12 protein-coding genes are annotated in these 13,580 nt (G+C 57.1%); 5 read left to right on the plus strand and 7 right to left on the minus strand.

Annotation, left to right across the window (positions count from 1 at the left end):
- Positions 1-107 precede the first annotated feature (107 nt).
- The 4 genes from queA to ABG996_RS07330 form a co-directional block, all read right to left on the minus strand.
- The gene (gene queA / locus ABG996_RS07315) at positions 108-1,319 is read right to left on the minus strand and encodes a tRNA preQ1(34) S-adenosylmethionine ribosyltransferase-isomerase QueA (RefSeq protein ID WP_343000696.1); all 1,212 of its coding nucleotides are present in this window, start codon (positions 1,317-1,319) and stop codon (positions 108-110) included.
- Between the two features lie 133 nt (positions 1,320-1,452).
- Positions 1,453-2,463, minus strand: a complete 1,011-nt coding sequence (argF, locus tag ABG996_RS07320; RefSeq protein WP_055285784.1) for an ornithine carbamoyltransferase — start codon at positions 2,461-2,463, stop codon at positions 1,453-1,455.
- 32 nt (positions 2,464-2,495) lie between these two features.
- Entirely contained in the window at positions 2,496-3,740 is a 1,245-nt protein-coding gene (locus ABG996_RS07325; protein ID WP_148332090.1) for an arginine deiminase, read from the minus strand.
- Between the two features lie 28 nt (positions 3,741-3,768).
- Positions 3,769-5,211, minus strand: a complete 1,443-nt coding sequence (locus tag ABG996_RS07330) for a YfcC family protein (RefSeq protein ID WP_347478865.1) — start codon at positions 5,209-5,211, stop codon at positions 3,769-3,771.
- A 253-nt stretch (positions 5,212-5,464) separates the two neighbouring features.
- Between ABG996_RS07330 and ABG996_RS07335 the strand changes: the two genes are divergently transcribed.
- Positions 5,465-6,715: an arginine deiminase gene (locus ABG996_RS07335; protein ID WP_347478867.1), complete on the plus strand. Its 1,251-nt coding sequence runs from the start codon at positions 5,465-5,467 to the stop codon at positions 6,713-6,715.
- A 2-nt stretch (positions 6,716-6,717) separates the two neighbouring features.
- Positions 6,718-7,374, plus strand: a complete 657-nt coding sequence (locus ABG996_RS07340; protein ID WP_052044062.1) for an XRE family transcriptional regulator — start codon at positions 6,718-6,720, stop codon at positions 7,372-7,374.
- Between the two features lie 61 nt (positions 7,375-7,435).
- Here the strand turns inward: ABG996_RS07340 and ABG996_RS07345 are convergent, their stop codons facing one another.
- Positions 7,436-8,011 (minus strand): epoxyqueuosine reductase QueH, encoded by a 576-nt coding sequence (locus tag ABG996_RS07345; protein WP_347478869.1) that lies wholly within the window; start codon positions 8,009-8,011, stop codon positions 7,436-7,438.
- Between the two features lie 10 nt (positions 8,012-8,021).
- Positions 8,022-8,588, minus strand: coding sequence for a DUF3267 domain-containing protein (locus tag ABG996_RS07350; RefSeq protein ID WP_347478871.1), 567 nt, complete (start codon positions 8,586-8,588; stop codon positions 8,022-8,024).
- A gap of 132 nt (positions 8,589-8,720) precedes the next feature.
- Here ABG996_RS07350 and ABG996_RS07355 point away from each other — a divergent pair, with 132 nt between their 5' ends.
- Together ABG996_RS07355 and ABG996_RS07360 are read left to right on the plus strand one after the other, a co-directional pair.
- Entirely contained in the window at positions 8,721-10,871 is a 2,151-nt protein-coding gene (locus ABG996_RS07355) for a methionine--tRNA ligase (protein ID WP_195234927.1), read from the plus strand.
- Between the two features lie 59 nt (positions 10,872-10,930).
- Positions 10,931-12,034 (plus strand): RsmB/NOP family class I SAM-dependent RNA methyltransferase, encoded by a 1,104-nt coding sequence (locus ABG996_RS07360; RefSeq protein WP_347478872.1) that lies wholly within the window; start codon positions 10,931-10,933, stop codon positions 12,032-12,034.
- 24 nt (positions 12,035-12,058) lie between these two features.
- Here ABG996_RS07360 and ABG996_RS07365 read toward each other — a convergent pair whose 3' ends face one another.
- The gene (locus tag ABG996_RS07365) at positions 12,059-12,229 is read right to left on the minus strand and encodes a hypothetical protein (protein WP_195234931.1); all 171 of its coding nucleotides are present in this window, start codon (positions 12,227-12,229) and stop codon (positions 12,059-12,061) included.
- Positions 12,230-12,421: 192 nt separating this feature from the next.
- Between ABG996_RS07365 and ABG996_RS07370 the strand changes: the two genes are divergently transcribed.
- The gene (locus ABG996_RS07370) at positions 12,422-13,513 is read left to right on the plus strand and encodes a beta/alpha barrel domain-containing protein (RefSeq protein WP_342996742.1); all 1,092 of its coding nucleotides are present in this window, start codon (positions 12,422-12,424) and stop codon (positions 13,511-13,513) included.
- Positions 13,514-13,580: the final 67 nt, after the last annotated feature.

Below are 13,580 nucleotides of genomic sequence, written 5' to 3' on the forward strand. Positions count from 1 at the left end.
CGAAAGGGCGCTGACCTTCTGGTCGCGCCCTTGAAGTTGAACGTCAGATTGTCCAAATGCGGCCCGCGCAGCGTCGACCGGTTACGGCGTTTGTAAAACGCCGTAACCTACAAGATGAGCATGGCGTCGCCAAAGCTGAAGAAGCGGTAGCGCTCCTCGATGGCGGCAGCGTAGGCATCCATGATCTGGTCGCGGGTGGCAAGCGCGCTCACAAGCATCATGAGTGTAGAGCGAGGCACGTGGAAGTTCGTGATCAACGCGTCGACCACGTGATAGGTCGAGCCGGGCATAAGGTAGAGCTGCGTTGTCGCGTTCTCGCGCACCACGATGTCGCCGCGGCCGAGCGTGTCGGCCCCGTCCTCGCGGCCCTCAAAATAGCGCGCCGTCACAGCCGGATCGGACACCGGCGCGTCCGCGTCAAACGCGCTCTCGAGCGAGCGCACTGCGGTAGTGCCGACGGCGATCACACGATGGCCCTCGGCCTTCGCCTTATGCACAGCGTCGACAACCTCCTGCGACACGTGGTAGCGCTCGGTGTGCATCACGTGCTGTGTAGGGTCGTCCTCCTCCACCAGACGGAAGGTATCGATACCCACCTCGAGCTCGACGGCGGCAAACTTCGCGCCCTTGGCCTCGATAGCGGCCATGAGCTCGGGAGTAAAGTGCAGACCCGCCGTAGGAGCGGCAGCCGAGTGCTCCTCCTTCATGGCGTAGACGGTCTGGTACTTCTCGGGATCGCCCTCGTAATCGGTAATGTAGGGCGGCAGCGGCACGTGGCCGGCAGCGTGGATGGCCTCGTCGAGCGTGCGCGGGTCGCCGGCGGCATTGCAACCGGCCGGCTCAAAGCGCACCAGACGGCCACCGCGGCTATCGGTAACAAAGTCGACGACCTCGGCCGTCAGCACCACGGGCGCGCCCTCGGGCGCATGGGCGCCGCCCGCACGATACTCAATCTGAGCACCGGGCTTCAGGCGCTTACCCGGCTTGACCAGGCACTCCCAGACATGGCCCAGCGGATCCACATCCTCGCGGCGCTTGAGCAGCAGCGTCTCGACCACGCCGCCCGAGCCGGCCTTGCGACCGATCAGGCGGGCCGGCATCACGCGCGTCTTGTTGATGACGAGCACGTCGCCCGGCTCGATATAGTCGATGATGTCGCGGAAGATGCGGTGCTCAACGGTACCGCCGTGCTCCAGCGGCGTTCCCGCCTGGGAGCCCTTGCGATCAACCACCAGCAGGCGGCAGGAGTCGCGCGGCTCGGCAGGAGCTTGGGCAATCAGTTCCTCGGGAAGGTTGTAGTCAAAATCATCGGTACGCATCTTTGCCTCTTTCACAAAGCGCGTCAGTCGAAAAAATCGACTGACGCGCGCATCATTCTCCCCTGTATCCTATCAGCTTGTTGAGAGAAATATAGTATGGAAACAGATTTGCGACTGTTTTCTCAACGCCCCGCTACTTAAGCGTTGCGTACATCACCGCCTTAATCGTATGCATGCGATTCTCCGCTTCTTGGAAAACACGAGACTTATCGGACTCAAAAACCTCGTCCGTGACTTCCATTTCGGTAACTCCAAACTTCTCAGCAATTTCGGCACCAACAGTAGTATTAGTATCGTGGAAGCTCGGAAGGCAGTGGAGGAAAATCGCCTCGGGCTTTGCCATAGACATCACCTCAGCGGTCACACGATACGGCGACATGAGCTTAATGCGGCTTTCCCACAGCTCTGCGGGCTGACCCATGCCAACCCAAACATCCGTGTAAATTACATCGGCATCACGAGCGCCTTCCTCAATATCCTCTGTAATGGTAATCGTCGATCCATGCTCGGCCGCAATACGACTACATTCTGCAAGGAGTTCAGGATCATAGGATGTAGCCCCCTCCGAATTTCCCCCGATTGGGCCGCAAGAACAGTAGTTAATGCCGAGCTTAGCGCAAATGACCATGAGCGAATCAGCGACGTTTCCGGCCGCCTTACCAAAAAATGTAAGTTTCCTGCCCTTAATCTCTCCAAACTCTTCACGCATGGTCAGAATATCGGCAAGCACTTGAGTCGGGTGAAATTCAGTAGTCAGCCCATTCCAAACGGGAACCCCAGCTTTTGCAGCAAGCTCCTCAACCTTCGCCTGTTCAAAGCCGCGGTATTCAATTCCGTCATACATGCGGCCAAGGACGCGAGCCGTGTCCTCAATCGACTCCTTTTTGCCCATCTGAGACGAGCCCGGATCCAAATAAGTTACACCCATGCCAAGGTCAAGTGCACCAACTTCGAAGGCGCAGCGAGTACGCGTGGAAGTCTTCTCAAATAGCAAAACAATATTCTTGCCTTCAAGGTATTTATGCGGAACACCGGCACGCTTCATGCTTTTGAAGTTAGCAGAAAGCTCAAGCAGATACTCAATCTCTTCCGTCGTGTAATCAAGCAGCTTCAGAAAACTGCGCCCAGCGATATTAACACCCATATTCGCCATCTCCCATCACAGTGGATTTGCAACTAAATATCTTCGCGCCAGAAGGGCATGCTCATGCAGCGCGGGCCACCACGACCGCGGGACAGTTCCTCGGAGGGAACGACCAAAAGTTCCAAACCGTTCTTGTAGAGCTCATCATTTGTGACAACATTGCGCTCGTAAACACAGACTTTACCAGGAGCAACGGCAAGAGTGTTCGACCCGTCGTTCCACTGCTCGCGAGATGCCTCAACCATATCGCCGGCACCGCACTCAATAAGCTGCACCTTCTCCACGCCAGTAGCCATTTCAAGAATATGTTCAAGCGTGTCATCAATCTCTTGAACAGCGACCATTCCCTCAGAGTCACCACGAGTCAGACGATAAACACGAAGGGTCTCAAAAATACCGGGATAAACTGTGAACTTATCGAAATCCACCATGGTGCAAACGGTGTCAAGATGCATGTAAGCATAGCCGTTGGGGATTTTAATAGCGTAAACGGTATCGATCTCAGAATTCCCAGATCCCCAGAACAAATTCTTTGCAAGCTCCTCAATCGCAGCCGCCTCAGTTCGCTGGCTAATTCCAATAGCCAAGGTATGAGCGTTAATGTTAAGCACATCACCGCCCTCGATATGCCAGGGATTCTTATGGTCGTACCAAATCGGAGTCCCTGCATAATCGGGATGGTATTTGAAAATCGCTTCGTAGAAGGGCACTTCACGATCTCGCTGTTTCCAATACATATGGTGAAGCAGAACGCCTTTGCCCACGGAAGCAAGAGGATCGCGAGAGAAATATGAACTCGGAAGAGGCTTCAACACCAAATCATCGGGCTTCGCATCCTCATTATCCATCATACTAAGCGTAGTCGAAACGCGAGGCAGCTCAAGGTCACGATAACGATACCCCCCCATAGCCTCAAGTACAAACTGATACGAATCTGAAATAGCGTCGAGCTTTTCACGAACAGCCTGCTCAAGCATAGGATTGACAATCCCGCTCTCAGCCATAAATGTATCGGTAAACTCAGCGCGAGCCGAGGGGCATGCATCCAGCGCTTCAGCAACGAGTTTCTCCATATAGAGAACCTCAACACCTTCGCTCCTCAGAAGATCCGCAAAGGCATCATGCTCCTTTTGAGCCACATCAAGATAGAAACAGTCGTGAATCCAGACATCATCGAACTCTTCTGCCTTTACGTTCACAAGGTCACGACCGGGGCGGTGAAGCACAACTTTCTTGAGCTTACCAATCTCGCTGTGTACATTCAGTCCTTTAGACATTCCTGTTACTCCATTTCAGCCATGAAACCTACAGGGCAATAAGTCCCGAGATTGCTACGAATACGATATTGATGAGCGACACGACCAAGAAGAATTTCCAAACGGTCTTCCACCACTGGCCAAGCTTGATCTTGCACACGCCCAAACCCTCTACAAGAATGGCGCTAGTAGGACAGATCAAAGACATCGTCGCGCTACCCATGGAGAGAGCCCACACGGCGGCCTCGGGATTAAGGCCCATGAGTTCGGTCAAAGGTCCAAAAATGGGAGCGGTCAGTGCTGCAAGGCCAGATGAGCTGGGAACCAGAATCGCCAGGAGGTTCTCAACCGCATAAAGAAGCGTAGTAAAGAGAACCGCCGGGATGCCGCCCAGACCAGTGGCGAGCGCATTGAGGATGGTATCGATGATCATGCCGTCAGAGGCAATGACAAGGATGCCACGCGCAAGTCCAACGACAATTGCCGAGAAAGCAAAGTCAGCGATACCCGCAACAAATTCCTGAGCGATGACGTCCTGACTAAAGCCCGCAATAACACCAGCCAACAGGCCCATGGCCAAAAAGACCGCAGAAATCTCGTTCATATACCAGCCCTGGGTCACAAGTCCCCAGATGATAAGGCACATACCAGCGATAAATACCGCAAGCACGCCTTTTTGACGACCCGTAAATTCCGCGTCAAGGGCAGATTCATCGGCAGCGAACTCGACTTTCTTGGCGATATCATCCTCAAATGTGATCGATGACTCAGGGTTCTTCTTTACCCTTCGTGCATAGAGGACAACCCAAGTAATTGCAACGGCAGTCAAAACAACCCAGGCAATCATACGCAGCCACAGCTGGGGGTTGCCCTGAATACCAAGAATACCTTGCGCAATGAGAACATTAAACGGATTAATCGTTGAGGCGATGTAACCCGTGCGCGCTCCAACGAACACGACCATGAACGCCGTCATCGAGTCGAAGCCCATAGCCATCATAATTGGCATGAAGATCGCAAAGAACGGGAGAGTTTCTTCCGCCATGCCAAAGCTCGTTCCGCCCAATGCAAAGAGAACCATCGCAATAGGAATAATTAGAATGTCTTTGTTCTTAAAGCGGCGAACGACACGACCCATTCCGCTCGTGATAGCGCCCGTTTTAGTAATAACCTGAAACGAACCGCCCACAATCAAGATGAATGCAACGACCTCAATTGCCTCTTGTATACCGCGCGTTGGAGCCTGAAGAACATCGAAGACGCCTTGTCTGAGATCTACTTCATCCCCGGTTTCCTCGTCAATATATGTCTTTTCACTCTGCTCATACGTACCTGCGACAGTGACTTCACGACCGTTCACCTCCTGACGCTGATAGGACCCAGAGGGAACAATCCACGTGAGAACAGCGAAGATGACCATAAGTGCAAAGATGATCGCATATACGTGCGGGACCTTGAACTGCTTGATGCCTTTCGAACTTTCCGCTGCCATATCTCCTCCTTCATTCCTTTTCCCATCTATCCAGCTGGCACCATAAATGTATGAGGTTGCTCAGCGGTGGTCGGCCAACCATCGCCATCGTGTCGCTTTTCACCTATGAACGGCAGCTAAAGTGACGTTATTAATCAATCTGATATTTAAAATTGATGTTATTTATCAATTACATACGTCTTTTAACTTTTCCGCAACACAACAAGGAACCTGCCTTAGCCTTATATAAAAACCAGCAGGACAGGAGACAGACATGCAAGGCGTACACATAACAAATGAAATCGGTCATTTAAAAGCCGTACTTGTCCATCGACCAGGAACTGAAACACAAAACTACCCTGATGCCGACTTCAGCCAAGTTTTCTCCCTGCGAAAATGGAGCGGTCGTTTTGACCTCGACAAAGCAATATATGAGCACGATTCCATGGTTCAATTGCTTGAGAAGCATGGCGTAGAAACCATTGAAATTAGGGACCTTCTCGAAGACTCACTTGAAACTGAGCCCCAATCACTTAAATGTTTTATTGATGACTACCTCCGTTGCAGTGGGGCAACAGGCAGAGAGTTCCTCGAGACAATAACCCAGCTGTTTGAGAACGCTAAGAACACCCAGGAATTGGTGAATATAGTACTTAACGGCATTCGCTTTGGAGACACTGAGCTATGTTCAAACCAGTCGGAAACACTACGGGCGCTCGTGCACGAGCAATTTGACCCCGCCTCGCTCTTGGTCAATCCCCTCAACACGCTTTTTTTCACTCGTGATCCTGCTGTGGTAGTCGGAGACGGCATCATCCTAAATCATATGTATTGGCCTGAGCGTGATCGTGAGGTCGCCTTATACCGGCAGATATTCACCCACCACAAGATCATGGGAGAAACCCCGGTATGTGATTTGAACAGGAGTAGTTACCATATCGAAGGCGGAGACATTCTTGTTATCAGTGCTAAGACATTATTAGTTGGAATCTCTGACCGAACTGAACCCGCCGCCGTCGAGTCACTTGCCAAAGAGCTCCTGACCTCAAATAAATTCCAGACTACCGAGCTAATTGCGATTCGAGTCCCCTCTGACGGGCTGCGTATCCACCTCGATACGTTCATAAGTAGAATTGATCACGACGCGTTCCTCATCGATCGTGAGATATGCAATGCCGTTGATGCATACAGCATTCAACTAAAACGATCCGGAAAGGGCCTTACGATCACTCCTATCGATCGCACGATTTCGGAAATACTCTCTGCAGCCTGTTGCGAACCAATAAAAGTAATTGACTGCGGAGGCGGGAATCAAACCGCCTACGAAAGAGAGCGCCGGAACAACGCAACGTCTATCCTTGCGCTCTCGCCAGGAAAACTATGCGTATATGAAGAAAACGTTTGGACCAACGAAGCGCTTGAGAAAGCAGGAATGGAATTATTCCCGTTATCCATTGACGAGCTCACCAAAGGCTATGGTGGCACAAACTGTCTATGCCTCCCTCTGTGGCGAGAGGATCTATAGCCATGGGCTTCGGGGCAAATATTCGTAAACTCCGCACCATGGAGCATCTTGGTCAGGCGCAACTTGCAGAGATGTTGGGGGTATCTAAAGAGACCGTTTGTCGTTGGGAAAAAAGTCGGTATGCCCCCCGTGAGCGCCATATTGAAAAGTTACAAGCGCTCTTCGGTTGCACCCGCGATGAACTTGTTGGCGAGGAAAACGGTTTGGCCGTAAAGCTCGCAAATAAAAGAATCGTCACCGACGAAGACCCTGCTATCCACGAAATGGAGGGCGCATTTCCCGTCATCGATATCGAATCGCAAAAGCGCCGCATCACGCACAGCCAACAAAATGCTTGCGCGCCTGTAGACGTAGCCAAGCGTCACCCACATAGCGTTTTCGTTAAAATCAAAGGTGACGAAATGTCCCGCATTTACCCTCCCGGCAGCTTACTACTTGTCGATACCACCGCAAAGCCTTGGAACGGCTGTGCTGTATTGGCGCTCGCAGACGGTAAAACACCGGTAATTAGGCGATTTGCAGAAGGAAACGACATGATTGTGCTGTCGTCCCATTCATATGCAACAGCAAGTCCGGATCTGATGTTTAACAAACGGAGGATTAGAATCATAGGAGTCGTCGTTTGGTATCAAGCGAGCCACGATCACACGCTTAATTAAATCGACTTTCCCAAAAACGACCGTACCGCACAGACAGCTCAAAGCCCCAGCCCAAAATGAACTACTTTTTGGACGCTTTGCGCTCGTCGCGGATGCGGGCGCGGTCCATGGCCGCCTCGGCAGCCGAGAAGCGGCAACCACAGTAGTTCTGCCGATACATGCCCAGCTCGCGCGAACGGCGTGTCGCCTCGGGGTAATACGGACGAAAATCGCGAATCACCGGAGTGAGACCGCGGGCGGCAGCCAGACGCTCCAACACATCATTGCAGGTTTCGAACAACTGATACGGCGAGACGGCGAGCGTCGTACCCACAAACTCAAACCCACATTCCCGGGCCACACGGCACGCCTCGGCCAAGCGCAGGGCATAGCACGCACGACAGCGACGGGGCCGATCGGCACCCAGCGGTGCCACGCCGGCCTCCCAGCGCTCACGGTCCTCCCCCGCCTCGATAAGCTCGATGTCGCCTTCGGCACACCACCGGCGCAGCTCGTCCAGGCGACGCTGCCATTCATCGTGCGGCTGAATATTGGGGTTGGTCCAGCAAATCGTGGGCTCAAACCCCTCCTCGCGCAGCAGGCGGACCGGCTCAAGCGAGCATGGTGCACAGCACGCATGCAGCAACAACGACTTCATCGACATCTCCTCACCCAAAAAAGCGCACGCCAAAGGACGTATCCTCGCAGGCGACAATGCGGCGGTCGCGCAGGGTCGTCCGCACGTAGTACCAGTCGCCCACGCAGCCCGAAAGGTGCAAACCAGCCGCCAGATAGCACAGCAGCGGATAGCCCGAAAACGCAAACCCCAGGGCAAACGCTGTCGTCACAACAACCGTCGGCGCCAGGCAAACTGCCACGTACCGCCGGCGCGAATACACAATCCCCTCGGCGCAGGCATAGATCATCGCCGTCTCGCGATTCGCCCCAAAGGTCACCTTCGCGCCCGCAGGCGCCAGCAGCTTAAAAAACACACCGTGCACCAGCTCGTGCACGGCAAATGACGCCGCAGAAACCGCAGCCAAGCCGACTATCCAACCCACGACAGCCATCCAGCCGCCCGCGTCAGCCGCATCCAAGTCTGCAGGCCCGCCCAGCAGCATAAACACCGGTACCAAGCACACGGCAAACACGCCGACGACGACCATCCCCCACACGAAGCAAGCGTGCAGAAATTCCTCGTCCTCAAACGCATGTATGTTGGAAATCTCATTCATAGCATCTTAGGATAGCGCCCCTGCCACGTACCCGTCCGCATGTGCGATAATGTCGAACGATATGCACGAATTGACCACCGCGTCGCCAGGCCTTGCGCCCGGCCGCGCTCTCACCATATGCGAAGGAGTCCCATGGCATCCAAATACTCCATGAACGACCGTCCCAGCTGGCCTCGCCGCGCCATCGTTACCGCCGGCGAGCCCTATGGCAACAAGGGCCTTCACTTTGGCCACGTTGGCGGCGTCTTTGTCCCGGCCGACTTCTTCGCCCGCTTCCTGCGCGACCGTCTGGGCCGCGAGAACGTCATCTTCACCTCGGGCACCGACTGCTATGGCTCGCCCATCATGGAGAGTTACCGCAAGCTCAAGGAGAACGAAGGCTACGATAAGTCCATCAGCGAGTATGTCGAGTCCAATCACTCCCGCCAGGCCGCGACCCTCAACAACTACAACATCAGCTGTGACATCTACGGCGGCTCGGGCCTTGAGCCGGCTGCGCAGATTCACAACGAGGTGACCGCCGAGATTATCAAGCGCCTGCACGAGCAGGGCACCATCTCCAAGCGCTCCACGCTGCAGTTCTACGATGCCAAGGCCGGCACGTTCCTCAACGGCCGTCAGGTGATCGGCCGCTGCCCCATCCAGGGCTGCAAGTCTGAGAAGGCTTATGCCGACGAGTGCGACCTGGGCCACCAGTTTGAGCCCGAGGAGCTCATCGCGCCCAAAAGCCAGCTCACCGGCGAGGTGCCCGAGCTGCGCCCGGTCGACAACCTCTACTTCGACCTGCCGGCCTACCTCGACTTTATGAAAACCTATACCGCCAAGCTCGCCCAGAACCCGCAGGTTCGCTCCGTGGTCTCCAAGACCATGGAAGAGTGGCTGCTGCCGGCTCAGCTCTACATCCAGAACAAGTTCCGCGAGGCCTTCGATGCCGTCGAGGATCAGCTTCCCGAGCACACCGTGCTGGAGCCCGAGGGCAACAAGAGCAGCTTTACCGTCACCTTCCCCAGCTGGAAGGAGCGCGACGATGCCCACGCGGTGCTCGCCAACGGCGGCGTGCGCTTCCGCAGCGGCAAGGCGCTCGTACCCTTCCGCATCACCGGCAACATCGACTGGGGCGTTCCGGTGCCCGAGGTCGATGGCGTCTCCGACGTCACCTGCTGGTGCTGGCCCGAGAGCCTGTGGGCTCCCATCAGCTATACGCGCACCGTGCTCGCACGCGATGCCAAGGCCGCCGGCGTGACCGAGGGCGTCGCCGCCCAGGATGCCGCCCTCATGGGCGAGCCCGCCGCCGATTCCACGCAGGTCCCCGCGCCCACCTACCAGCACAGCTCGCTCGACTGGCGCGACTGGTGGTGCTCGGATGACGCACAGATCTACCAGTTCATTGGCCAGGACAACATCTACTTCTATTGCATCGCGCAGACCGCCATGTGGGAGGCCCTGGGTTGGAACCTCACGCAGAGCACCGTCAGCGCCTGCTACCACCTGCTCTACATGGGCAAAAAGGCAAGCTCGTCCTCGCAGACGCCTCCCCCGCCGGCAGACGACCTGCTCAACCACTACACCTGCGAGCAGATGCGCGCGCACTGGCTGTCGCTCGGCCTGTCCGAGAAGCCGGTGAGCTTTAGCCCCAAGGCATACGACACCCGCGTGACCAGCAAGGACAAGGACGGCAACGAGGTGCACGCCTGCGACGACAAGCGCGTCATCGATCCGGCCCTTAAGGAAAGCGCCCTTTTGACCGGCGTCTTCAACCGCCTGGCCCGCAGCTGCTTCTACGGCGTCGCCGTCAAGGAGGGCGACGAGAGCCCCTATCGCAACGGTTGCATCCCCGCCGGCGCCGCCTCGGCCACCGTGGTGGAGGCCGCCGAGCAGGCCGCCCTCGCGTTTGAGCAGGCCATGTACAAGTTCGAGACGCACCGCGCGCTCGCTGTGTGCGACGACTACCTGCGCGCCGCCAACAAGCGCTGGAGCGACGCCTCCAAGGCTGCCAACAAGCTTGAGGGCGAGCAAGCCAATACCGCGATGACGCAGGCCCTCGTCGACGCCTTCACCGAGCTGCGCGTGGCGACCGTGCTCATGCACGGCATCGTGCCGGCCGGCTGCGAGCTCATCTGCGAGTACTTCGACGTTGACCCGGTCGCCTTCTTTAGCTGGGATAACATCTTCGCCTCCACGGATGAGTTTGTGGAGAGCTTGGGCGAGAAGCCCGGCGAGCACCGAGTGAAGCCGCTGCCCCCGCGCTTCGACTTCTTTAGCAAGCACGAGAGCCAGTACTAAAGCACGCCAGCAACGGCGTACCCGGAAAGTAGTCAATTTGGGACGGGAAGGAAAAACGGATGTCCAAGCCGCGTCGTCGTAAGCAGAAAAAGCAGGTTAAGCCCGAGCTCAAGCTTAGGCAGTTTGCCTCCACCGAGCTTTCCGACCAGCTTGCCGCCCTTCCCTGCGCCGCCGACCTGCCGCGCTTTATGGTCGACACGGTCGCCGGCGCCTATGCGCCCGCCGATGCCGAGCTCATGATCAAGGGCTTCGGCGCCGCGGCCACACGCCCGGTCACGCTGCGCGCCAATACGCTCAAGGCGACCGCCGAGGACATCGCTGCGGCGCTCGATGCCGCCGGAATCGCCCACAACCCCGTCGCCTGGTACCCAGACGCCTTTATCCTGCCCGAGGCCCAGGTTTCTGATCTGTGGGACCTCGACATCTACCGCGACGGCAAGATCTACTTGCAAAGTCTGTCGTCCATGATGCCGCCGTTGGTCCTGGGCGCTCAGGCCGGCGAGGACATCCTCGACATGTGCGCAGCCCCTGGCGGCAAGACAACGCAGATCGCCGCCCTCACCCAGGGCCAGGCACACCTCACGGCCTGCGAGATGAGCATTCCCCGCGCCGAAAAGCTCGAGTCAAACCTCCATCGCCAGGGTGCCAAAAACGTGCCCGTCATGCGCATCGACGCACGCGAGCTCGACGAGTTCTTCCGCTTCGACCGCATCCTGCTCGACGCTCCCTGCACCGGCACGGGCACCGTCATCAGCGGCAACGAGAAAAGCCTGCGCGGCCTCACCGAGCAGTTGCTGAGCAAGTGCGCCCGATCGCAGCGAGCACTTCTGGATCGCGCCATGGGGGCCCTCAAACCGAGCGGCACGCTCGTCTATTCGACATGTTCGATCTTGCCGCAGGAAAACGAGGATGCCCTGCAAGAGGCCCTCGACAAGCACATGGACTGCGAGCTCATCCCCCTCGACAGCACGCCGAGTGAAAGCGAAGCACGCCGCGCCCGCGAAGCCGGTGAGGAACCGCGCATCGAGTGCAACGCCCTTACCGAGGCCATTGCCGCGGGCCACGTCTCGGCCATTGCCAACGGCATGCCCGGCACGCTGACCATTCCGCCCAGTCGCGACTTTGAGGGCTTCTATATCGCCCTGGTCCGAAAACGCAGCTAGCGCACGGATTCAAAACTCAACAAACTATCTCCGTGCGCGCTTGTCCTGCTGGTCACGGCACTGCTTAAGTGCCTCGCGCTCCTTGCGCTCGGCCTTTTTGCCCTTAATGGCCGTGACCGCAAAGTAGATGACCGCGGCGGCAACGATTGCGCCCACGCATAGGCCAATCGAGCCTAACATTGCCGAGAATTCCATACCGCGTCACCTCTCTTTTGTATACGGGACATTCAAGATAGCACCTCGATTCCCGCCACCACAGCTCCTTCACGTTCGCCAGCCCTTCAGTCTAACGGATGGCGCGGCGGGGAAAAATCAACTCGTCAAACGATTTAGCAATCGTAGCGCCGGTCGCACGCTGACGGGCGCACAACATAGAAACGGACCGCCATGGATTCTCTCAACGATTTGAACGAGCGCGTCGACGCCTTTGTCGGCACCAGCTCCTTCGATACGCCCGCCGCGACCGACGATCAAGCCCCCATCGATGTGCCCGCCGAGGTTCACGAAGACGTCGTCGCCTCGGTCGACTTCTCCGAGGTTGAGCTTGCAGATGAATTTACCGAGCCCCAGGTGGCCGTAACCCCCAACGGCCTTTTGCCCATGGAGCCGCTGCCCATCGACGGACGCCTGCGCAAGGCGGCCCTCCGTATGCCCGATGAGATCGAGGAGGCCAGCGGCTTTACGCTCTTTGGCCGCCGCATCAAATCGCTCATCTACACCACCGACGTGGCGGTCATCCGCAACTCCAATGCCGACGCCGTGTTTGCCGTCTACCCCTTCACGCCGCAGCCCGCCATTACGCAGGCGCTGCTGACCGTTGCCGAGTGCCCGGTCTTTGTGGGCGTTGGCGGCGGCACTACCACCGGTAAGCGCTCCGTGCAGATGGCGGCCGTTTCCGAGATGCAAGGCGCGGCGGGCTGCGTGGTCAACTCCCCCGCTACTGCCGAAATGGTCGAGCACATCACCAACATCGCCGACATCCCCGTCATCGCCACGGTCGTTCGCTGCGACGACGATGCTCACGCCAAGGTGCGCGCCGGAGCCAAGATTCTCAACATCGCCGCCGGCAAGAACACGCCCCAGGTCCTACGCGAGCTGCGCGAGCACTATCCCAACCTGCCGCTTATCGCGCCGGGCGGCAAGACGCCCGAGAGCATTCGCGAGACCATCGCCGCCGGCGCCAACGCCATCATCTGGACACCGCCTTCGGCCCAGCAGCTACAGACCGACATGATGCAGCGTTATCGCAAGATGAAGGAAGACGCCACACCTGTCATCTCGCGCGACAACGTGCCCATTATCGACCAGGTCGCCGCCGCCGAGGTCAGCCAAGTCGAGAACATGAATCCCGATGTGCCGATTCCCGACGAAGTCATCGAGCGCGTCGCTTCGATCCACGAGCGCGTCGAGGAGCATCGCGCCAACCGCGGCCTCAAGCCGTCACTGCACGGCTTTTTCTTCCGCGGAAAGAAACGCTAGCCGCAACAGCAAGGCCCGCCCCACAAACGTGAGGCGGGCCGTTTTCGTTTGAGCAATCATGCAGCGA

Source organism: Collinsella aerofaciens, from assembly GCF_039836695.1.
GTDB lineage: Bacteria > Actinomycetota > Coriobacteriia > Coriobacteriales > Coriobacteriaceae > Collinsella > Collinsella aerofaciens_BD.